General features: G+C 38.9%; 16 protein-coding genes. 8 read left to right on the top strand and 8 right to left on the bottom strand.

The window, feature by feature from the left end:
• Window positions 1-83 precede the first annotated feature (83 nt).
• Genes ACTHOQ_RS06675 through ACTHOQ_RS06665 form a run of 3 tightly spaced genes read left to right on the top strand, consistent with a single transcriptional unit; the run spans window position 84 to window position 3,725 of the window.
• A complete protein-coding gene (locus tag ACTHOQ_RS06675; protein WP_440494996.1) occupies window positions 84-1,175 on the top strand; it encodes an endospore germination permease in 1,092 nt (363 codons plus the stop codon).
• Window positions 1,168-2,595: a spore germination protein gene (locus tag ACTHOQ_RS06670; RefSeq protein WP_440494995.1), complete on the top strand. Its 1,428-nt coding sequence runs from the start codon at window positions 1,168-1,170 to the stop codon at window positions 2,593-2,595. Before ACTHOQ_RS06675 ends, ACTHOQ_RS06670 begins: the two co-directional genes overlap by 8 nt.
• Window positions 2,592-3,725 (top strand): Ger(x)C family spore germination protein, encoded by a 1,134-nt coding sequence (locus ACTHOQ_RS06665; RefSeq protein WP_440494994.1) that lies wholly within the window; start codon window positions 2,592-2,594, stop codon window positions 3,723-3,725. The genes ACTHOQ_RS06670 and ACTHOQ_RS06665 overlap by 4 nt, the downstream gene beginning before the upstream one ends.
• 36 nt (window positions 3,726-3,761) lie before the next feature.
• Here the strand turns inward: ACTHOQ_RS06665 and ACTHOQ_RS06660 are convergent, their stop codons facing one another.
• Window positions 3,762-4,640 (bottom strand): 5'-3' exonuclease, encoded by an 879-nt coding sequence (locus ACTHOQ_RS06660; protein ID WP_440494992.1) that lies wholly within the window; start codon window positions 4,638-4,640, stop codon window positions 3,762-3,764.
• Window positions 4,641-4,711: 71 nt separating this feature from the next.
• Window positions 4,712-6,196 (bottom strand): histidine ammonia-lyase, encoded by a 1,485-nt coding sequence (gene hutH / locus ACTHOQ_RS06655; protein WP_440494991.1) that lies wholly within the window; start codon window positions 6,194-6,196, stop codon window positions 4,712-4,714.
• 370 nt (window positions 6,197-6,566) lie between these two features.
• On the opposite strand from hutH, the gene ACTHOQ_RS06650 reads away from it, so the two are divergent.
• Window positions 6,567-7,433: a hypothetical protein gene (locus ACTHOQ_RS06650; RefSeq protein WP_440494990.1), complete on the top strand. Its 867-nt coding sequence runs from the start codon at window positions 6,567-6,569 to the stop codon at window positions 7,431-7,433.
• 138 nt (window positions 7,434-7,571) lie between these two features.
• Here the strand turns inward: ACTHOQ_RS06650 and ACTHOQ_RS06645 are convergent, their stop codons facing one another.
• From ACTHOQ_RS06645 to ACTHOQ_RS06635, 3 genes are all read right to left on the bottom strand, one after another.
• On the bottom strand, window positions 7,572-9,569 hold the full coding sequence (locus ACTHOQ_RS06645) for an ABC1 kinase family protein (RefSeq protein WP_440494988.1): 1,998 nt from the start codon (window positions 9,567-9,569) through the stop codon (window positions 7,572-7,574).
• Window positions 9,570-9,669: 100 nt separating this feature from the next.
• Window positions 9,670-10,113 (bottom strand): SACOL1771 family peroxiredoxin, encoded by a 444-nt coding sequence (locus ACTHOQ_RS06640; RefSeq protein WP_440494987.1) that lies wholly within the window; start codon window positions 10,111-10,113, stop codon window positions 9,670-9,672.
• 145 nt (window positions 10,114-10,258) lie between these two features.
• Window positions 10,259-11,473, bottom strand: a complete 1,215-nt coding sequence (locus ACTHOQ_RS06635; protein WP_440494985.1) for a carboxylate--amine ligase — start codon at window positions 11,471-11,473, stop codon at window positions 10,259-10,261.
• 176 nt (window positions 11,474-11,649) lie between these two features.
• Here ACTHOQ_RS06635 and ACTHOQ_RS06630 point away from each other — a divergent pair, with 176 nt between their 5' ends.
• On the top strand, window positions 11,650-12,576 hold the full coding sequence (locus ACTHOQ_RS06630; protein ID WP_440494983.1) for a DUF4003 family protein: 927 nt from the start codon (window positions 11,650-11,652) through the stop codon (window positions 12,574-12,576).
• Complete coding sequence (locus ACTHOQ_RS06625) at window positions 12,569-12,718, top strand: hypothetical protein (protein ID WP_440494982.1); 150 nt, start codon at window positions 12,569-12,571, stop codon at window positions 12,716-12,718. The genes ACTHOQ_RS06630 and ACTHOQ_RS06625 overlap by 8 nt, the downstream gene beginning before the upstream one ends.
• Window positions 12,719-12,721: 3 nt before the next feature.
• On the opposite strand, the gene ACTHOQ_RS06620 is transcribed toward ACTHOQ_RS06625, so the two are convergent.
• The 3 genes from ACTHOQ_RS06620 to ACTHOQ_RS06610 form a co-directional block, all read right to left on the bottom strand.
• Window positions 12,722-14,098: a right-handed parallel beta-helix repeat-containing protein gene (locus tag ACTHOQ_RS06620; RefSeq protein WP_440494980.1), complete on the bottom strand. Its 1,377-nt coding sequence runs from the start codon at window positions 14,096-14,098 to the stop codon at window positions 12,722-12,724.
• 357 nt (window positions 14,099-14,455) lie between these two features.
• Window positions 14,456-15,661 carry a serine/threonine transporter SstT gene (gene sstT / locus ACTHOQ_RS06615; RefSeq protein WP_440494979.1) on the bottom strand — a complete coding sequence of 402 codons (1,206 nt, stop codon included), beginning with the start codon at window positions 15,659-15,661 and terminating at the stop codon, window positions 14,456-14,458.
• Between the two features lie 312 nt (window positions 15,662-15,973).
• Window positions 15,974-16,900, bottom strand: a complete 927-nt coding sequence (locus ACTHOQ_RS06610; protein ID WP_440494978.1) for a bile acid:sodium symporter family protein — start codon at window positions 16,898-16,900, stop codon at window positions 15,974-15,976.
• Window positions 16,901-17,162: 262 nt separating this feature from the next.
• Here ACTHOQ_RS06610 and ACTHOQ_RS06605 point away from each other — a divergent pair, with 262 nt between their 5' ends.
• Window positions 17,163-18,830, top strand: a complete 1,668-nt coding sequence (locus tag ACTHOQ_RS06605) for an HD-GYP domain-containing protein (RefSeq protein ID WP_440494977.1) — start codon at window positions 17,163-17,165, stop codon at window positions 18,828-18,830.
• Between the two features lie 162 nt (window positions 18,831-18,992).
• Window positions 18,993-24,092, top strand: coding sequence for an ATP-binding protein (locus ACTHOQ_RS06600; RefSeq protein ID WP_440494976.1), 5,100 nt, complete (start codon window positions 18,993-18,995; stop codon window positions 24,090-24,092).
• Window positions 24,093-24,231 lie beyond the last annotated feature (139 nt).

Below are 24,231 nucleotides of genomic sequence, written 5' to 3'. Positions count from 1 at the left end.
CATTTATGCTAGTGCTGTTTTCTTTTTCTGAATAAATGATAAGTTAATTGACTATTACTGTAAAAAAACTGTGAGGATATATTATGAAATCAGTTGGCTCTATTAGTCTTTTACATATTATTTTCTTAACGATGACATTCATCGGGTTGAAAAATCATGTCACGATTATTCCTTCTTTATTAAACGGAGCTGGCAGAGACGCCTGGTTTTCTGTCATTTTTTCAGTATTGCCTATCATTCCATGGCTGATCCTGCCTTTGCTTACAGTAAAAAAAATTAAAGATGAGTCGCTTCGCATGTATTTGCAAAACAATTATCCGAAGCTTGGGAATGTACTCATATATATCATTGCTTTTTACTTAATACTCATGGCGGTTGTTACAATGCATGAAACATTGCAATGGGTTTCAACAACTTTTTTAATCCAAACTCCTCCTTTGCTTTTATTTTCGTTCTTTGCAGTTGTATGTTTCTTACTGGCGGCATCCTCCATAATGACAATCACAATGGTTAATGTTGTCGTCTTGCTTGTCGTGGTGGTCCTTGGATTCTTTATCGCCTTTGTCAATATACAGGTGAAAGACTATGCATTACTGCTGCCTTTTTTCGAGCATGGCGTGAAACCGGTTTTCATATCAATGCTGTACCCCGCTTCCGGCTTTGTAGAGCTTTATTTACTCGTTTTTATTCAGCATCATTTTAAGACTAAGCTTAAATTAACGCATTTATTGATCATGCTCTTTTTACTACTAGGATTAACACTAGGCCCATTAGTGGGAGCAATTGCCGAATTCGGACCAGCTGAAGCTGCTAAACAGCGGTATCCTGCCTATGAAGAATGGCGAATTGCCACAATCGGGAGCTTTATAAACCATATCGATTTCTTTTCTATTTACCAGTGGCTGACAGGAGCATTTATCCGGATCGGTTTTATACTATTCATAATAATCGAACTATTAGGACTCACTGGCCAAAAGAAGAAAATTTGGGCATATATTTTCCCGATTTTTGTTTTTTGCTCGCTGCCTCTTTTTTTACTCAATGACAGTATATTCAGCAAGTGGAAAGGGCAATATTTTTTAATAAGTACTACATTATTCTTTTTCGTACTTTCAATTATTCTCTTTATATTAGTAAATCGAAAAAATAGACGAAAGTTGGAATATAATGATTGAATATGCTGCCTTAAAAAAGCTATTTGATAATTGTGCTGATATTCGCTTTCAAACATTTGACTTTCCTGCAAGCGACGTTATGCTCATCACTTGTGAAGCGATGACAGATAATCATTTATTCAATGAAGTAGTCGTCCCCCGACTAAAAGTGGTATGCCATCAAAAAGAACAATTTGATGAGGAAGTTTTAATGCAGAAATTGCATCTTCCCCAGCTACAGAAAATTGACGATCTGCAAGAGGCTGTTACGAATGTGTTTAGCGGATTTGTTCTAATTTATGTTGAAAATTTAAAGATTTTATTATGCAGCAATATCGAAAATAAGCCGAATCGAAGCCCTGAAGAGACAAGCTTGGAAGTACTTATTAAAGGTCCGCGTGATAACTTCATTGAAGATTTAGGTGTCAATATTGCGCTTATCCGGAAACGCCTGCCTACGAATTCGTTAAGTGTTGAGAAATTAACAATCGGAGCACGTTCAAAAACAAATATGGCTATTCTGTTTTTTAATGACATTGCGGATTTATCGATTTTAAAACAATTAAAAAAGCAACTGTCAGCAATCGAAACTGATGTTATTATAAGTGGTGAATTAATAATGGAACGGTTGAATAAAGTTTCATATTTCATCCCTTTAAATGATACAACTGGCCGTCCTGATTTTGTGGTGCAATCCCTCGTTACCGGACGCTTCGTCATTTTGGTGGACGGGATTGCATATGCAATTATCACACCCATCAATATTCTAGTATTACTTAAAACCGGAGAGGACAATGACTTTCCTCCGATATTCAGTTCAGTGGAACGATTACTGCGTTTATTCTGCATATTAATAGCATTTTTACTCCCGGCTTTCTGGCTTGCGCTGACGACATTCCATCAAGAGCAGCTTCCCATCCAATTGCTTGCGACTGTTGTCCAGGCCAATACGGGCTCGCCGCTGCCTGCAGCTTTAGAAATGCTTGGGATGCTTTTTATGTTTGAGTTATTTCGTGAAGCGGGCTTGCGCCTACCGAGTATTTTAGGTGGAACGATCAGTGTTGTAGGTGGATTGATTATAGGCGACGCAGCCATCCGGGCAGGGATTACAAGTCCCGCCATGATTGTGGTTATAGCTACTTCAACGATTGCCACCTTTACACTTGTCAATCAGTCCTTCGTTACGACGATCAGCATGCTGCGAATTGTATTTATTATTATTACATCGGCTTTCGGGCTTTTTGGTTTTTTCCTATCGATCTATGTTTGCCTTGTCTATATCGCGAATATCCGTATTTATGGTGTTCCCTATTTAAATATAGCAGCCGATTTGAGCTGGGATAATATAAAAATGTCCCTATTCCGTCCGCCGTCAAATTCGAGCACGAAACGCCCAGAATTATTAAATGTTAAAGATAAAACAAAGGAAAAAACAAAATGAAGAAGTTACTCTTATTTCCATTGTTGCTTTTACTTGCCGGCTGCTGGGATACAAACCAGCCTGAACGTATGTATTATTTACTTGGCCTGGGAATCGATTATAAAGAAGGTCAATATGAAATTTATAGTCAGGTTGTTGCTTTCACTAATATTGCCAAAAGCGATCAGCCGAATCCTGAAGCAACACAGGCTGAAGTTGGGATGGCCAAAGGAAGAACATTTGATGAAGCGTTTTTCAATTTATATCAAACGATGGATGAGCGCTTTTTTTTAGGGCATTTAAGCTATGTTCTCTTTTCGGAAACTATCGCAAAGGAAAATAAAGTGGAACCTATTATCGATTCCTTTATCCGCTACAGGGAATTGAGGTATACGACTTGGGCTTATATTACAGACTCACCACTCAAGGAAGCTTTGCTCATCACCCCCATTATCAATAAATCCATCACCCTTTCAAAGTTGTCCGACCCGCTCAGTTCCTATAATCAGTCATCACGAATCCGTCCCATCCAATTTCGTGAGCTGATGATTCATTTGAATGAACCGAGTCACGAAGCCAAAATACCATTGGTTGAAATTAGCGAAAACTGGTCAAAGGAAGATGGACCTGATCCGGTTTATTCATTTAAAGGCATAAGCACTCTCGGTAAGAACACTGGTTTTAAAGGAAATTTATTAGGCGACGATATAAACGGTATTCAATGGCTCAATAATAAAACAGAACGCTCAGATATTACCGTTAAAACGGAAGAATTTGAAGAATTATATACAACGACAACCGTTGACGAAGTGCGTTCTAAAATTACACCAATTGTTTCCGAAAATAATGTGCAGTTTGATTTACAAGTTCAATTGGTTGTTCAGACAAATGAAATGCTTAATGAACATAAAATGGAATTATTAGAAAATAAAATTGAGCAGCAAGTAAAAAAAGAAATAAAGCAAACCTATAAAGCTTCATTACAATTTGATGCCGATATATACCGGTTCTCTGAGATATTGTACCGAAAAGATTTGAAAACGTGGAAAAAGTATGAGCAGGATGGAAAAATTCCTCTTAACGAGTCTACTATTCGGAAAGTGGATGTGGAGCTTGTAAAGGTCAAAGGGGAGCGTATCATTTCACATTAAAAAGAGGTTGCGCTAATGTGCGCAACCTCTTTACATTTATTTATAAATAGAACGTGCATGCTTCGCAATAAGTCGATAGCCTCGCTGTTCAACATGATCAAACAGCTCCGGAGCATAGGGAGATAATGCTAATTGATTTAATTCAATATCAATCGGTACTTCACAATGGATTGTAGCCAATTGATGCGATAAACGGAGCATTGCTTCATTTTCGCTGATCTTAATTCGTTGACCCGGCTTTAATGTTGGCAATGCTTCTAATACGCCATCAATGGAACCGTGATTTTGAATGAGCTGTAACGCTGTTTTCGGACCTATTCCCTTCACACCGGGATACCCGTCACTCGTATCTCCCATAAATGCTTTTACTTCCGCAAATTGTTTTGGTGCAATGCCATATTCCTCAACAAATCGGCTTTCCGTATAAACATCGTACTCTGTATAGCCTTTTTTCGTAAAGGCAATTTTTGTCGAAGGATTTAATAATTGCAGTAAATCTTTATCACCGCTAATGACGGTAATTCGGGCCTCGTCTTTCCACTTTTCAATCATTGAGCCGATTAAATCATCTGCCTCAAGACCTTGTGTACCGAAATTTTGCCACCCGATCATTTCCGAAACTTTCTTAGCCAAATCGAATTGCGGCAGCATCTCTTCCGGTGGTGCAGGTCTATTCGCCTTATAGCCATCGTATAGGTCATTTCGGAACGTGACCGCGCCCATATCCCAGCATACCGCCAAATGCGTAGGCTGCATCAGATTTTGTGCTGTCAATACATGGCGGGCAAAGCCTTGAACACCGTTTGATGGTGTCCCGTCATCTAAACGTATAAACTGATTCATTGCGGCTGATGCAAAAAATGAACGAAACAACAGTGCCATTCCGTCAACTATTAATAAATGTGGTTTTGTCATAATAAATCTCCTCTTTTGCTACTAGACATTTATTATAGCAAACTTATTGATCGAAATGGGCTTGCAAACATTTATGCATTCGGCTTTAAATATTCGATAATACGATTTACATCATGACTAAAAATACGGTCCTCCTTCATAGCAGGCGCTAATTTCCGAAGGTCATTCCACTTAGCATAAAGCTTCGGCGACATTTTGCCGGCACCTCGGTATTCCACTGCTTGTGCTGCACAAAATGCTTCAATCGCCAAAACATTCCGGACATTGGCAATAATCATTCGCGCGTGGCGAGAACCGGTTGTTCCCATTGATACATGATCTTCCTGATTGGCAGAAGACGGGATGGAATCGACCGATGCAGGGTGTGCCAATGTTTTATTTTCCGATACTAGACTGGCCGCACTATATTGCAAAATCATCGCTCCTGATTCAAGCCCGGGATTCGCACTTAAAAATGCAGGCAGCCCTTCGTTTAATTGCGGGTTTACTAATCGTTCAATCCGGCGCTCCGAAACATTGGCCAACTCCGCCATGCCGATTTTCAGAAAGTCCATTGCAAACGCAATCGGCTGTCCATGGAAGTTCCCCCCCGAAATGACTACATCACCGTCATCAAAAATGAGCGGATTGTCCGTTGCCGCATTCATTTCAATTTCCAGCTTTTCTTTGACATAATTCAGGACTTGCCAGCTCGCACCATGTATTTGCGGGATACAGCGAAGTGAATACGGGTCCTGCACTCGCTTTTCGCCTTGATGTGTGATGAGCTTGCTGTCCTTTAACCAGTCACGCATACGTTCTGCAACAGCCATTTGTTCTTGCATGCCGCGTGCTTCATGAACAGCAGGATGGAATGCATCGATAATGCCGTATAAACTTTCCATCGTCATCGCTGCAATCCACTCACTCGCATAAGCCAGTTTTTCAGCCTCGATATAATTGACTACACCTTGTGCCGTCATTGCCTGTGTCCCGTTAATTAAAGCCAGGCCTTCTTTCGCCTGCAGTTCGATTTTCGGCAGTCCCCGACGTTCAAATACTTCATGTGACGAGCGTTGTACACCATTTACAAACACATCCCCTTCCCCGATAACCGCCAGTACTAAATGAGAAAGCGGTGCTAAATCTCCGGATGCTCCGAGCGAACCTTGCTGAGGAATAACAGGAATGACATCTTCATTGATCATCCATAATAAACGTTCAAGAACTTCCATTCGAATACCTGATAACCCTTTTAATAATGCATTTAACCTTAGTACCATCATTGCTTTTGCAACTTGTTCCGAAAACGGTTCTCCAAATCCGCATGCATGCGAGCGGATTAAATTAACTTGCAGCTTGCTTACTTCCTGCCCGGCGATTTTCACATCACTAAACTTTCCGAATCCTGTATTGATTCCGTATACGGTTTTATCCTGCTGCACGATTCGTTCCACTGCTTCGCGGCTTTTTACAACACGCGCCTTCGCTTCTTCTGCAATTCCGACTTTTTCCCCGCTATATAAAATACGCGCTAATTGCTCCATCGATAAATTTTGTCCATTTAATTGAATCATCTGCCCCACCCTTTTCCAATCATTCTACTCTCTTAAATTTATTATTCTACAAATAACTGTTTATTGCTACTTATTTTTATCGAATTTTTCTTTTTTTATATAATAAATACTTATTTTACTAGGTTTTATTCAATTATTCCTTTAAAATTCACTTCCACACTAACACAGCAATTCACTAATGATTTAGTATTTTATTATAGTAAAGCAATGAAGTGACGGAAAAATTATAGATCTTTTAAATTTGGAAATCTATGAAGCTCGCGCAGAAAATCAAGTATTTAAAATGTGAAGTTTCCCATTGCTGCCAATGTGTCTGGATAGTTGAAGAATATTCGGGAAAGATACTTATAAAAAAGGTCGGTGTGCTTTATTGAAAAAAAACTTCTGCATCATTTTTTGTATGCTTATTCTCGCAAATACTACCGCTGTTTTCGCGAATCAGGGAGCAACGAGCCAATATTCCATTGATGCAAAATCAATTAATCCAGCCAGCCGAATTGTTGAGCAAAAAAAGAATAACAGTAAATCTTTTCTGGAACAATTGATGGCGCACTCATTGGAGCATTCAAATGTTCAATACATTAAAGTTGAAAATGCTTCCGGGTTTCAGCGTGTGTTCAGCATCAATGATGGCTTTCAGGAACGGGTGCTCAGAAAGGTGATTTACTGGCTTAATAACTCGGAACCGGTGAATGGTACACTGGAAATAGGGGCATCTTCAGAAAATCCATCCAATAAATTGACGCTAAAATCGGCAACTGATGAAGTGATCACGATTGAACCCGCTTATACATGTACAGCTGACAAGAAACGCAATACCTGCACGGCCAAAGAAGGAGAAGTCATCATTTCGGAAAATGGGCAAAAGCTGCGATTAAAATCACAATCTCTTTATGACTGGATCATGGTGGGGTGGAGGAAAGAAGTAGACGGGCCTACTAAAGAGGAGTTGCTTGAAGAAGCATTGTTTACACGTTATTTATACCATTTAGGCCCATCTTATTCGGAATTTTTTATGTGCCCAAAAATCGAAATTGAGCCTATTGATGGAGATCCTAGAAGACACCGTATTTACGGAAGCGCTTTAAACTATTCTGGGCACCACGGCGGAGATTACGATAAACTCACTTTTTCCGTAAGTGATTCCAACTTGACAGGATTACAAGTGACAAATATTAAAATAAAGAAGCATATTTCCGAAGAGGAAAGCGAAAAACAATGCAGGACATTTGATTGAATACAGTTTTGCGAGTGGAGTGTTTCTTTCAAAAAGGAAACGCTTCTTTGTTTATTTCATTTCAGTAAAATCAAAGGATAGCATAGCCTGCTTCATCTTTTCTTCTTAAAAAAGAGACCCTGCTAAGGATCTCCCCATTCATTTTGTTCGTTTCATATCCCTTATTGCCTGGATCGATAACCGTACAAGTAAAATCGCACATAGAAATAACCCTAAATAGGCAGCTGTATTTAAATAGACCGCATAGGCATTATGAATAAATTGCGAAATTGCAAGAAGGGCGACGGATATAATACCGAACGTAATGCCGACGAACAGCAGCACAAATCTTGAAAACAGCTGTGTAACAAACATCGAATTCGCTTTATCGGAAAAAATATCATGATGCAATATGATTTTGCCGCTCTCGGCTTTTTTAAACAATTGGTCAAGGCGACGCGGAAGCTTCCGCAAATTCGGTAATAATAATGCAAGTTCTTCCTCGATAAATTGTTTTGTTTCGATAGGCTTTTTAAATGGCTTCAATAAACTGGATTTTAAATAATCATTGGAGAAATCTTTCACTTCACTGAAAATCCCAAAGCCAGGGCAAATGATGGATAGTGTGCCATCAAGTGTGACAATTGCGCGTAATACTACATTCACCGCGGGATAAAAATGGAGGCCGAACTCCCGGACGACGGAGAAAATCGAATACATAAGCTCATCTGTCGGAACACTCGAAACGTAATTGATCTTCAATAAAATTTGACTGATTGCCTGCTCCATTTCCTGACGATTGATTTCTTCTGCGTTTTCAACAAGTTGGCTAATTCCGTCAACAACAAGCGCTGCATCATTTTGATGAATGCCGACTAAAAAATACTTCAGGCCATCTTGCTGATGTGCCGCCAAACGGCCCACTGCACCGTAATCCAGTATCGCCACACGCCCGCTATTCTCCTCAATATAAATATTCCCGGGATGTGGATCAGCATGGAAAATCCCGGAAATAAGCGTCTGCTCCAAAAACGTATAAAGCAAAGATTGAGCGAATTGATGTCGATCAATTTGCAAATCGGTAAATAATCCATTTGCCACTGTAACCGATTTGCCTTTTATATATTCCATCACAATGACATTTTCATTACTGTATTCAGCATACACTTTTGGTACTTTCACATCGATGCTGCCGCGTTTGACAATCATTGCGACTTGCTCCATATTGCGCGCCTCGATATTAAAATCGATTTCCTCACTCAATGCCAAGCTAAAGCCTTTTGCCAAATCATAAAACCCAAGATTTTCAGCCCATTGCGATTTACTCGTAATCCAGCTTGCGAATTCCATTAAAATCGACAAATCTTCATGCATTATATTTTTTACTTCAGGACGCAAAAGTTTTACGACGACTGGCTCATTAGTTTCCTTTAAAACCGCTTTATGTACTTGACCAATAGAAGCAGAGGCTAACGGTATTTTACTAATATACGAAAAAATATTGCTTGTATCTGCACCAAAGTTTTCAACTATAATTTGGTCGACTTGCTGATCGGAAAGAGGTTTTACATGTTGCTGAAGCTTTTCAAGTTCCTCGATGAAAATAGGTGATAGAAGTTCTTTTCGCGTCGATAAAACTTGTCCGAATTTGATGAACACCCCGCCGCATTGCTCAAGGGTATCACGCAGCGCCTTCGCCAGCTCGCGTTCATCCTCCCTGGCACGTGCATATTTCATCGTGCGTGTGACGCCGTTTTTCACAGCGATGCCCACAACTACCCGCAAACGTTTTTGGCGCTTCCAATATGTGATGAGTGTTTTTATATATGAGCGCCTGCCAACAGGTGTGCCGTTTTCATTCAGTTCAATCGGATCAAACAGCTCGAAAAACAAATATAGAAGCATTGAAATGAGCAGCATGCTTCCAAGCCATAAAAGTGTAGCACTATTGACGACATTCGAGACGATGCCTTGGTCATAATAGTCGGAACCGCGTAAATATGTGTACCAAAACACGAACGTCGTGAAAGCAACACTGATCACTACCGACATAATTCGCTTTATTAAGCTTACTTGAGAGCCAATGAGTCGACCGCTAATGAAAAAAATAAGAACAGCGGCAACAAATAATTGGATGATTGACGAAACGATATCCATCAAGATCGCTCCTTTCATTCAATAATAAATCCTAACTCGGCGGAATTGCACCCGAATTCGTAAACACTGCTATGGGATTCACTTTTTCAATGAGTGCTGTTCACCCGCCGAAAAATGTTAAATGCACTTGCACTTCTACATTCCCTTTTAACGCTTTACTAATCATACAAGTTTCCTCTGCCTTATATACATATCGCTCCGCTAAACGTCGTGTGCGCTCATCATCGACATCCTGCAACAAAATCTCTACATGATGATGGATCGCTTTATATGTAAATACACCATTCGTCACATCGACCAGCCCGTCCGACTTCAACGCGAGTCTTGCCTCGATTTTGCTGCGTTCAAGCATTGCTGCAAGTGTAATAATATAGCATGTAGCTGCTGCACCGAGTAGCATTTCATCAGGATTTGTCCCTATACCGGGGCCATTCATTTCCAGGGGAATTGAGATTTGTGTTTGAAGTCGCTCTGCTGTAAGCTCCCCAATCGCGTTGCGCCCCCCTGGCCAATCAATCTGTAATTTAAATGTATGAATTGTCACAAATATTCACTCTTTTCATTTTTCTTTTACTATAACATTTTTTTGATAATAATCTTCAGATATAAAGAACAAATGAGCTAAAGCGCCCGACCCAGAAAAGAAAAAAGCCGATCAACAAGAACAATCTCATTGACGGGCTTCAGTTTTACCATACATTTTCTTTATACTTTTTATAATAGTTCACTTGGCGGATGAACATGTAAAATTTACGTTTTAAATGTTTGTCCTGTTTATAAAATAATGGATTGACTAGTTTATTTTCCTGAATTAAGCGTTCGATATCCTTTTTCACCGCTTCATCATGGACAAAATTTTTCAATACAATCTTTGGCACGACCGAAAAGAGAACATCTCCTTTTAAATATGCACACGGCTTTGGAATATCATAAATTAAATCTTCTACAAAATAGCGTGCCATATTATGGCCCATTGCCGTAATATAGTAGCTGGAGCGACCTTGCCGGATATTTACTTCAAACACTTTGAATTTACCGTCGCGCTCATCGTACTTCAGGTCAAAGTTGCCGAAACCGCGATAATTTACAGCCTCTAAAAATCCGCGCAGCTTTGTCATCACTTCTTCATTGTATCGGGAAATAAGTGCAGTATAATTGCCAATCGCGGTTTTTGTATGCTCTTGCAGAACAACCTGAGCAAACGAAACAAGCTGAGTCTCGCCTTTTCCGTTCACATAAACGACCGAATCCCACATTGCCGTATCTTCACCTGGAATAAAGTCTTGAATGATCAGCTCTTCTTTATAGCCGCTATTTGTAATCATATCGATTACATTTTGCACTTCTTCCTTATTTTCCGCTTTGAACACTTTCGCCTGTCCTTCAAATGGATGACGGCTATACTCAATCCCATTGCTTGGCTTAATAATGACGGGATACATCATTTCCTGTTCAAATGCCCCTCCCGTTTCGCAATCGTAAAATACCGTCGTCGGAATATCGATACCGTATTGTTCGCATAGCTTGTAGAAATTCGATTTAATTTGCAGATCATTCATTAAATGCTCGTCGATGTAATTGAAGACGAAATAATCTTGTAAAATCGCGCGGTTTTCAATTATGAGGCGGACATATAAATCATTTGTGCCGATCAAAATTAATTTTTCCGCCTCTTCCTCATATTTTTTTGCGACACTGATCAGGATTTTCGCAAATTGACCAGGGTCTCCCAGTTTTTGGTCATACTCGATCGCACGTGGAATATTGCTCAAATTCGTAAATGGCAATACGCCCTTCCCTACTAAAATCGGACGAATGTTATATTCTTCATGGAATGAAATCGCCATGTTATATGCATTAATATCAGTACCTACAATAATCGGTAAAAATGGTTTTCGGGTCATAGCTTACTTCCTCTCAATCTGTTTAGCGGTCTTTTCATATCAATTATCACTTATTTATCATACAATACTCTTTCGAATTATGCTGTACTTTGTATACGGATTTTAGTCTATGTTCGCTCATTTTAGTGAAACTTCTCTTGCTTTAAAACGTACGTATTAAGTAAGAGGTGATCGTCGTGAATGCACAATTGCAATTATTTTTTACTAATATCGATAAAATTAATTTATATTTCGGCTCAGATGCAAAATACTTTTATATTGATTTAGCCCTAAAGCTGACAGTTCGTAATATGGTGTTTCACTATGAAGATTACGAAGCTGTCCGTCTGCAAATTAAGGACAATACGAAATGGTATCAGTTTGCGCGGGCAAATCCTCAAATTATCAATACATATTATATCCATTATGCAAAGCAACCAGAAAAGATTGGTAATGTGTTTAATTTGTATAAAAGTTTGACAATGCGATTGTCGCGTGGTGAGCAAAGCTATATTGCGGCAGCCTATATAAAGTCGGAAGAGGATATTGCTCGTGTCCATCAGATGATAGCTGATTTAATGAAGCAGCCGTGCATGAAGTTCTCGCCATTGAAACCGGCTGCTTGTGCAATGCTCGCTATCCGTCCTGAAGATACAAAGACATTGTCCGAAAGTATGGAGCACTATTATAAAGCACTCGTTTCCATTGGCTATGAACGCAATGACGATATGAAAAATACGGCTCTTATTTTAACGATTGGAACAGGGACGTTTCAGAAAGATACTTTTTTCCGCATTAAGGAACTGACAGCTTTCATCAAAGATACAGAAGCAAAATTGAAATCATGTCATTACAGTACGATTGCTTTACTAGCGCTCGCAAATTTCGAGCTGCATCAATTTCCGGCACTTAGTGATATCCATGATGAAATTTGTCGTACATTAAAGCTAAATCCTAATCGCTGCAACTCTTTGCTTATCGCGACACAAATTTACACATCCAATGAAGCGATTGGCGACTTGCCGTCATACGAATTGGATTTTCCAGATATTATTTTTTCTGCTGTTGAAAGTGCGGGCTTTGGAGATAGCGGAGGCGACGGGGGGAGCGGCGGTGGTGATTAACAATGCAGCTTCTCTGTCAGTTATTCAAACAACAAGAAATTATGAAATATTGATGGAACTGGAAAAGGGGCAATATTTTGCAGCAGCTTTCAATACGAAAAAAGCTGTGTCAAAAGTCATTTCAACCTTTAGCACAGCTTAATTTTTAATGCATGATAAAATTTTTCGGTTCGCAATGCTCAAATTTACCTATTGCGCTTTCTGATGCGCCTTTCGTATTGCCAAGAATAACAACCGCTTCAGAGAGTCCTGCTTTACATTTGATAAACGAATTTCCGCCTGCTGATATGCTGCAGTTCAATGTATCGATTGCCGCTCCGCCCGCTCTTGAGGTGCAATGGTCAAATGTCGTATTATGAATGATCATATCCGCATCATATGTGTGGAGCGCCCCTGACATTTCTGCACGGCTTTCTTTAAAGTGGCATCCTTCCATTACGAGCTTTACCTTTTGTATTTTCCCTGTGATTCGACTAAAGAAATCAAGCTTTTTCATATGGCGCGCTTCTGTCCCTGCGATGTACATGCTGCCCCCTTTACCGAGCGTCGAGTTATGTTCGAATACACAATTGCGTAATACAAAATGATCGCTGTTTGTGAAGTAAATGGCACCACCGCGTTCCTCATCAAAACACTTTTCAAATGAACACGTATCAAGTTCTACTTTCGCATTAACCATTTCAATTGCCCGCACATTATTTGCGCCGAAAAAATGCGTATCCCGGATTTTCGTTAAGCCAATATCCCGCAATGAAAGCATCGTTTTATTTGCATCCAACGAAGCAATAAACTGTGCACCGTCCGCTAAAAGAGTTCCTCCTTCGACGATAATCGCAGCATTATTGCCGAACGTAACCTTCATTCCATTTAAATCCAATTCTGCGCCTTTGCCTACAACCACTTCCCCATTTAAATATGTGGCATAGCCCAGTTTTTTCTTCTGCCCCGCAAGCAATGTCATCTGCATAAGCCGTTCTTGGTATTCAAAGCCTGCCAGGAAATATACAAGCTCTTTCAATGGAATGCTTACATGCTGCTCAAACGCTTGCTGCACAACTTTTGTCGCCACCTCAGTATCCTTTTTCAGCATCGCTAAACGGAAGCCGCGGATAAAGTGCACTTCCTCATAGCTAAATTGTAAAAGCTCTTCAAACAATATGAGCAGCTCTTGTTCTTTTTCTGTGATTTTCCGGTCCTTTTGTGCATAATCATATAAATCGAGCATGAAAATATATTTATGCTTCTCATTTTGCAGTGTTTGCAATAACGTCTGTATCGTTTGCGAGTCTGCTTCAAGAGCAGCAGAAATAGCGAGCTTTCTGAATTCTGCAGGCAAATCAAGCAAGGAAATTTGTTTTTTCAGCACATCTTTAGCCATTTCGCTAGGATAGCCATTCACACATACTAGCATCGCATACCCGATTGCATATATTTTTCGAAATTGAATATTTTCGCTTTCAAGCGGGTGCTTCTCATCTAATAGCTCCCGTTTCACTTGACGCAAATTATCTAATATTGACATAAAGTTCCCTCCATAGGTCGACGTATATTTCAATCCTTCTCTCTTTATAACGGTAATTTTCCAGTAATTTATATATTATTTCCCGAGAAATAATGACATTTGTCTAAATTGGAGAATAAGAACAAAAACGCTCAAGCAACCGTTCAACTCCGACAGACATTGGAGGACCCGACGCAAAAGTAAACGGTCCATCACTTTTGCACGGAGGGGCCTAATAGTGCGAGGAGTCGGCGCGGTTTGCCTGGATGGGGACAATACTTTTTTTGTAAAGTTATCCTCAATGCCAAAATCTAGAGTTTCCTTAACAATAAAGAAACTATGCTAACAATTGTGCTTAGCATAGTTTCCGAGTTAACTTTATTTGCGTTCTTTCGCATATTCCGCCGCTGCGGTAAATACGATGTCCGACGAAGAATTTAATGCCGTTTCGCATGAATCCTGCACAACACCGATGATGAATCCAATTGCGACGACTTGCATTGCAATATCATCCGAAATTCCGAATAAGCTGCAAGCCAATGGAATTAACATTAACGAGCCCCCTGCAACACCAGAGGCACCTGCGGCAGACAACGCAGATAATACCATTAAAATCACCGCTGTCATGAAATCGACTTCTATCCCCAAAGTATGGGCTGTTGCCATTGTTAAAACAGAAATCGTGACGGCTGCCCCCGCCATATTAATCGTTGCCCCTAAAGGGATTGACACAGCATAGGTATCTTTATCCAATTTCAGTTTTTCCGCCAACGCCATATTCACCGGGATATTCGCAGCGGAACTGCGTGTAAAGAATGCAGTAATTCCGCTTTCCCTTAATGACATCAAAATTAATGGATACGGGTTTCTGCGGGCAACAACAAATACAATAATCGGGTTTACGACAAGCGCGACGAAAAACATCGTCCCTACTAAAATTGCAATTAGCCGGACATACTCGCCTAAAGCAGAAAGCCCTGTCGTATAAACCGCTTCAAATACAATCCCCATAATCCCAAACGGCGCTAAACTAATGATCCATTGAACAACTTTCGTAACCGCATCCGAGAAATTAGAAAGCATGCTTTTCGTGGAATCATTTGCCGCCTTTAGTGCAATTCCCAAAATAACCGCCCAAGCCAAAATGCCGAGGTAATTGGCATCCATAATCGCACTTACCGGATTTGTCACAATATTGAAGAGCAATTTTTCAAACACTTCGCCAATACCGCTTGGCGGTGCAATATTTTGCGCTTCCGTTTTCAATGTTAAAGTTGTCGGGAAAATAAAGCTGACAATAACCGCCACAAACCCGGCCGAAATTGTACCAATTGCATATAGAACAAGCACCATCTTCATATTTGTCGCTTTGCCCCCAACATGTGAAGCAATTGCATTCATGACTAGGACAAACACTAAAACCGGTGCGACCGCTTTTAATGCGGCAATAAACAAAGAGCCTAAAATGGTAATGCCGCTTACTGCTTCAGGAATTGTCAATGCTAAAACAACTCCGATAATAATACCAACAATGATACGGTTAACTAAGTTAATGCTGTTCCATTTTTCGAACAATCTTTTCATAATTTCCCCCGCTATTCTAAGTTGTTACATTGCTTCCTGATGATCGAAGCGAGCGAAACATAATCATCGGCGAGAAAAAATTCCCAGCGATCGAAGCTTCATCTTCTATAACACTTCAAAATTCGTTAATTTGCTATATGACAATAATACATTGTGCCCTCAAATAACACAACTGTATTTTTACAGAACACAAAACAACCATTATAAAAAGATATTCAACTATTACGATGCAATGCTTTTTCCGCCATTTCAAAGCACATAAATATTTTCCGCTTAAATTGATTATATGCATATATTATCGGTGCCGGATTTTCAATCTGTTCGAATTATTTTATAAAAAATCGAGGCAAGCACTTGCTGGAATAGCATGCCGAACACAACAGGCATAGCAACTTTTGACGGGAAATAAGTCGTTGCGATAACTACCCCCACAGCGATATTGCGCATTCCCCCATTAAAAATAAATGTCGCCTGGTCTGCTTTAGATTTCCAGAATAAACGACTTAGAATAAGCGATAAAACATAGCCGGAAATCGCTAAAAATAATACAACTGCGATGACTTTCGCAAGCTCGATATTAATATCCCTCACATAAGGAGCAATCGCGCTGCTATTAATCATAATAATCGCAAATAAGCAAAGCTTTGAAATTAATGAAAAAGGTTTTCCAAATTGCTCTAACAATTTTCCTTTTGTCCATTCATTCACAACAATTCCTAACAGTGAAGGCAAAACGATCATCCAAATTAAATCAAAAATAAGCGATGTTGTGTCAAGTTGAATTGTCTCCCCTACAACAATATGTAAAATTAACGGCATTAGTATCGGAGCAAGCAATGTATCGATTAAAATAATGGCCAGACAAAGCGGCAGATTCCCTTTACTGATAGTCACCCAAATAACGCTAGTAACTCCTGTCGGGACGACAACGGATATTAAAAAGCCTATCGTCAATAAACGGTCGTCAAAAACTAGTTCTGCTAAAAAGAACGCCCATAAAGGCATTAGTATATGTAAAAAAGCAATCACGAATAAAATCGTTTTCGGATATTGCTTAAAAATTTTAATATCGCGAAATTTCAGGCTTAGGCTGCTGATAAATGTCATAATAGCAAATAAGACGGGCACTAAAAATAATAGATGGATACCGATTTTCTCTAGGAACACACCAATAATTAAGCTTAATGGGGTTAAGACGGGCATCCAACGTTGGATAAATTGATTGAGCTGCTGAACCATGACTTTTGCCTCTTTTCTTCTCTTTCATTTCCACCTTAAATTGTATCATATATAAGTTACGGAACAGGGCTGCATATGACGGCCTCCCTCCCAATTCCCTAACGATAACCATACAATAATTCCTATTTTATTATCCCTCCTCTTAAACGATTGGACTATTTTTATTCGTTCCCACTTAAAATAAATGTACTTTTTTAACCATTTTTTAACCTTTCATCTATAAATTACTAACTAATAGGAAAATTATAGGGAGTGTGTTAAAATGCAAAAAAAAGCTGAAATACAGGATTACGAGCTTTGTTTTATAAAAGATTTAAAGCCTGGTCATATCGTTTACGAAGATTTATATGTTGAAAATCGCCGTCTTCTTTCAAAAGGACATGTATTATCAGAACGAATTATTAATATTTTACGCAATCGCAATATCCGACAAATTTTAATCGAAAAAAATTATGTGCCATCCATTTTGCCCCCCAATGAAAACGAACAACTTAAATATGATGCAGGGCATGATTATTTGAGGGCACTTGGTGTGTTAAGCTCTGAAACACGATATGGTCTACTTTTAAATAATTCAGAGGATATCCAGCTTCTTAAAACGTTATTTGTTCATTTGATGGAAGATCCAACAGCTTTTAAACTTTTATCGAACTTAAAAAACCATGATGAAAATACGTATATACATTCAATTGACGTTTTTACATTAGGTATATTATTTTCCATTTCCGAAGGTGTGGCTAATATTGAACAGGCAGCACTCGGCTTTTTGTTTCATGATATTGGCAAATTGCATACAGCAAATATTTTATTAGATAAAAAACAAGGCTTAACCTCAAATGAATTTGCTATTATTCAGCAACATGCAACACAAGGGCATGATATTTTATGCAATAACGGTTTTGGTCATATCGCCCATTTTGCAAAGTCACATCACGAACGAATCGATGGTTCGGGCTACCCTGAAGGCTTGTGCCGTCATGAGCTATCTCTTGAGCTTCAAATTTTGCAGCTTGTCGATGTATATTCCGCCATTACAATGGATCGTCCATACAAAGAGAGTGTGACAGCTGTATTGGCAATCGAAAAAATTTTCAAACGGGTGGAGCAATTCAATATCGATCTTCTATATCGCTTTATTGATTTTATTGGCATTTACCCTGAAAATGCGGTTGTACTACTTTCAGATGGAACACAAGCGATTATCGAGGAGGTTCATCCTTTATACCCGTTACTGCCGACCGTAAAAGTATTTCAAACAAATCAGATTTTTCAAATGCCGATGGATTTTAGCTTAACGATTAATAAATTACTGACTTTCCATACCGATTCACCACAAGATTTGTTTAGCAGGTTTTCTGACTTTTTGATCAATAATGATGAACAGCAAATGCGCCGTTACTACGAAAAGTTAAAAGAACATTATGAAGAAAGTGAATGGTTCACACATATTTATTTGCCGGTGTTTCACGTACTCCGTGTTTTGGAAAATTACAATATGGTACCAGAATTGCGATTTAAGGAAGTAAAATCAACATTAGTCTCGCTGTTGGAAAATACGCTAAAGCATTATCGCCAGAATGATTATAAGAAGAAAAAGTTTGTGCTCATTTTAGGCGAACTAAATAGACCGGCTATTGTGAAGCTTTTTGAAGGATTGCTGCACAACAACAATATGTATCCTTTTATTTCACACGCGCAGCAATCAAAGGAAGATGTAGAAAAACTCATTAAGCTTTGTCGCGCAGAAGGTTTGATCGTTATTGGCGATACACTGAGACAGCTGCCTTCTGTCGATATTCATTATCATCATATAACCGAGCAGCAACTTGAGACTTTACTATCCCAATATTTGCATTCGGATCTGCAGAACCATCATCTTTTAAAAGATTTGGAAAGCTTTAGTAAAACAGACCATTTGCTCTTTGTTTAACACAAAATCCGATCATAGCGCATAATGGCCCCGAAAATCTGTGCGTTGCAAATCGTTTTATAGTCGGCGATTCGTTTTTCCATCATCGATTATGTTATGACGGACTTATCATGAGGAATTATACTGCCTGTTGTGGCGGGATTGATGAAGGAGCTGATACAAATGATGACTGAAAATCTTACATTGCAGCAACTGCTTACACGCAAATATATGGAAAGCTTTAATCGAATGATGCTCATACAGCCAGCAGGTCATATTATGTCCAAGCGACAAGCAGTCGAGCTATTAGATCATCTAAAACTCAAAACCCAAAATAGCTCTTGGCTGTTTCAACCTGTTGATATTATACATTTCCAGCAGCAGTATGCAATTGTATATGAAGATTTCCCGGGGCTTACATTGCAACAATATTTGATCGATTCCTCCCCTGCATTGCATCAGGTTGTGCAAATAGCGATTGAGCTTGCCAACGCATGTGTGAGCATTCATCAGCAAGGGGAAATGATTGAGCATCTTTCGCCAAACCTTATAATGATTCAACCACATACACTTAAAATAAAACTATTGGCTCCTTCTACGATAAAACGCACTTTTGCGAAATATCAACAACATGTGCATACCGGGAATTTAGATGAGCTTTCGTATATCGCCCCTGAACAAACCGGCCGTGTTATTTCCGAAGTGGATGAACGTACAGACCTCTATGCTCTAGGGGCCATTTTATATGAAATGACGACAAATATTCCGTTATATAATGCAGACAATTTTGTGGACTATATATTTTACATTTTAACAAAAGCACCAAACACGACATTATTAAACGAGCAATGCAAGCTTGTCATGCTCAATAAGATCATTTTGAAATTGCTTAGCAAAAATAAGGAAGAACGCTATGAAACAGCATTTGGCCTTCGCCATGATTTGATGAAAGCAATGCAGCTTTTAATCCATCATGAATTTGATGCGCAATTTACGCTTGGAGAGCAGGATACGCCATATCAGCCGAACTTCTCCACTAAACTTTATGGCCGTGAAACAGAGCAATTCATCTTGCAAAAAGCTTATAACAACGCAAAAAAAGGCAATAAGGAAATTGTTTTTATTAATGGCATTTCCGGCAGCGGCAAATCTGCGTTAGCCAAATCCGTCATGGCATATGCCGCCCAGGACAAAGGCTATTTTTTGGAAGGCAAATTTGATCAGCTACAAGAACAGTATTCATTTCAACCGATTATCGAGCCTTTAAGAATATTGTTGAGGCAGATTTTTTTGGAAGGCGAGCAATCGATTGATATTTTCCGATCCAAAATGCTGGAAGTGGAATTATCGATTACTGAAGGGCTTCTGCAGCTTTTCCCTGAGCTTGAATGGCTCATTGATGAGCGATTTCGAATTGTACAAGAAAGCAAACAGTATACACTACAGTTAAATGCATTTATATTTGCTTCAATTGAGAAATTACTGCATATTTTCTCGCTTCAAAAAAAGACGCTCGTTATTTTCATCGATGATATTCAATGGGCTGAACTGGAGGCTATTCAAATATTGGAGCAAATTTACGAGCAACATGAAAAGGGTTTTCTATTGCTCATTGTCGCCAATCGCATTGAAGCAGAAAAAACAGATGATCTTCTTCTTTTATGGCAAAAAGAGCTCGCTGCTTTTAATTTGATCCAAATGCGTCTGCTTACTCCTGAGGCAATATTCAGCATTGTTAGTGCGGCACTAAACTCCCAATGCGAAACGGCGCATATTGTAGCCCAGCGTTTATTTCAAATGACACAAGGAAATGCCCTGTTCGTTCATGAAGTATTTCGTATTTTTATAAAAGATAAAATTATTTACTATAATTTCAAAAATGCTTGCTGGGAATACGAGGTTGAAAAGCTTCAGCAAAATATAGGGAATACCAATTTATTTAACTTTATTGAAAGTCGAATGAATATGCTATCAGAAGAAGCATTAACAGTTTTACAAACGGCTTCATGCTTTGGGCACACATTTCAATTTCAGCTAATGCTGAAATTGTCAAACTTGCCTTATTACGAATTGCTTTCAAACCTTGAAGAATTAATAGCGAACGGGTTTATCCATACTGTGGATCGTCAGATTGATTTGAAGCATAAATCTTTAATGGAAGATAGCCAACAGCTTTATATGACAAAATTCCAGTTCGTCCATGACCGCATTCAACAAGCAGCCTATGAAATGCTGTCACATGATGTGCGCCTTAATACACATTTTGCGATTAGCAGGCTATTGCAACAGGAAGATGGCATCGAAAACCCATTGCAATCGCTCGTCCGCCAGCTTAATTATTGTAAAGAGCTCCTTTCCCTGCAAGAACAAAAACAGCTTGCTATATGGAATTACGAGCTCGGAATCCAAGCAAAAAATGCTGGACTTTATAATCATGCACGCCAATACTTCAAACAAACTTTTCATTTTTTGCCTGATCATAAATGGTCATCAATGCGCGAAGAAACTGTGGAAATTTACATGGCGATTGGAGAATGCGAATATTTAGTAGGTAATTACGAACAATCAAAAAACTATATTTTCGAGGCGTTGTCCCATGCACGTACAAAATTGGAAAAGCTGAAGATTTATCGCTTGATTTCATTGATTTTCATCGAGGAAGAGAACACCGAGCTTGTGCTGAATGCTGGTATTACCGCGATGGAACTATGTAATATGAATATTAAGCTTGAGCCAAAGCAGTGGGAAGTTGCCAAGGAATTTATATCGTTAAAATTAAAGCTCCGCAACAAAACAAACGAGCAGCTGCTTAATTTAAAACAAATTGAAAATGAAGAAATCGATGTTCTTATTCAAATTATGATTAACATCGTCAGCAATTCCTTCCGTATGAGCCAAAACTTGACTGGCATGATTTTGCTTCGCTTAATGCAACTTCAATTAAAATACGGGGCACCGACAGAAAGCGCTATCGTTTTTATTAATTATGCATTAATACTTATTTCAGGCAGTAACGATGTGAAAGGTGCACTGCGCTTTGGCAAATTAGCGGTATCGATGGCAGAAAACCAGGAGAATACGTATATTAAATCACGCGTGTACTTTATATACAGTATTTTTCTGAATCATTGGGAAAAGGATTTTGACTCGAGCATTCATTACATGCGCAATGTCCAGCAAAATATGGAACAGCTCGGCATGTACTATACAATAAGTGCACTGTCATGCTTTTTATGTAATGCAAAGCTTATCGATGGCAGTTCCATACAGGACATTGAAGACGAGCTTCACAATCAGCAAAAGCTTTACGGAAAATATGCCAGTGCACTTGCCAATGATTTTCTCGAGGAATTTAAACATTGGATTCATACACTGAAAACTGTGGATACAGTGCCTGAATGGGATGCCCATATTACGTTGAAAAATGAGGAAGCCGTTGTTATGATGCATTATACACTGCGTCTTCGGATGGCTTATTTATTCAAGAATGAAGCACAAATCAAATATTTGCTGCAGCAGCTCGAAAAGCAAAGCAAGGAGGTACTTTCTTTACCAACGGCGCCAGTATATTATTTCTTCCGCACGCTTTGCAATATCGATTTTTTAAAAGGAAAAATGCAGCATTCTTTTTCCACTAAAACATTATTGAAAGAAATACAGGAGAGCATCACCTATTTTAAAAAATGGGCTTCTGAAGCACCTCACCAATATGAGCATCTTTATACATTGTTGCTGGCAGAAAAACTTACATTAAAACAACGAATTGAAGAAGCTGCACAATTGTACGACAGAGCGATTCAGCTTTCTAAAATTTATCGATTCACACAAGATGAAGCCGTCTTTTATGAGCGGGCAGGAAATGTTTATAGCATGCAGAAAGACAATGTGAAGGCAGCCTATTATATTACCCAAGCTATTTTGACAATGCGTAAATGGGGCGCCGAGGCAATTGCGATCGATTGGGAAAACAGCTATTCACAATTTATATCGACACGTGTTGAAACCGTTTCGCCAATTCTTTCATACGATATGATTCGGCTTTTTGATGCAACCCATACTTTAGCAAATGAAGAAATTAGTACGGAAGAAATGCTGAATAAATTATTAAACTCGATTTTGAAGCAGGCAAATGCAACTTCCGGCTACTTTATTCGCTATTCCAATAATAACCTTTATAATTTAGCGAGCATCAATATTCATAAACAAGTATTTCACTTTTCTTCATTATGCGAGCTGAATGATCAATCGATAAAAGTAATCCTCGACTATGTGCTGCAAACAGATGAGCCGTTAGTCATTAGCAATATCGAGACAAATCAAATGTTCCAGCATTTGAATATACAGGCAAAATCGGTTTTATGTATGCCGATTAAGTATAAAGGAAAAATTCAGGCATTCCTTTTTTTAGAAAACCATTTGCTTGTAAATGCATTCAATTCCGTACAGCTTGAGCTTTTGCGCATTATTTCCACACAAATTGCGGTCACTCTGGAAAATACGGAAATTTACAATGAGCTGGAAAATCGTGTGAGAGAACGGACAGCGACGTTGGACAAAATGAATCTCTCATTAAAAGATGTCAATGAGCGGCTCGCCATCAATGAGCAAGAACGAAAAAAATTGCTGCACAGTATTTCGCATGAGTTGCGCTCACCTTTGACATCCACTTTAGGGTATATTGAATCCATTTTAGATGGGGTCGTCCAAGATGAGACACAGCAAAAATATTATTTAAACCGGAGCAAAGAGCGATTGCTTTCACTTAACCGATTAATTCAAGATTTATTTGAACTGGCGAAATTGGAAGCTGGCCGTATGGACTTTACATTTACTAGAATTTCAATTCAGCAGTTTTTCGAAGAATTTGCCTATCGTTTTGAAGCAAATGTAAAAGAAGCAAGCCTTTCCTATTCAACTATATCGCGTGTTTCTCAGGAGCAATATGTAGTCATTGATTTGCTGCGTATCGAACAGGTGATTTCAAATTTAATAGCAAATGCGATTAAATATACAGAAAAGGGGCAAATTAAACTCAAAGTGTATGTTGAGGCAGACGAATTAATTTGTATGATTGAAGATAGCGGCATTGGAATTCCCGCAAATGAATTGCCTTTTATTTTTGACAGTTATTTCCGTGCCTCCAATACAAATGCGCTAAATTCACATGGAATTGGTCTTGCGATATGCAAGGAAATTATTACACAGCATCACGGGAAAATTTTTGCAAATAGCATTAAGGATACAGGATCCCAATTTTATTTTACGCTCCCTTTGGAAAATTGATATAAGGCTGCTAATCGAGACGGGGAAAAGCCAAAAAAGGCTTCTTTCCGGTCTTATTTATCTTTAAAACCTTCTATACATATCAATAGATAAGTTTGCGATATTTATGTTATTTTTATGATGTAGTATTTGGAGGAGG

Origin of the sequence: Solibacillus silvestris, from assembly GCF_051967575.1 — a bacterium.
In the GTDB taxonomy this organism is placed as follows: Bacteria; Bacillota; Bacilli; order Bacillales_A; family Planococcaceae; genus Solibacillus; species Solibacillus silvestris_B.
This window is presented reverse-complemented; position numbering and strand designations above follow the sequence as displayed.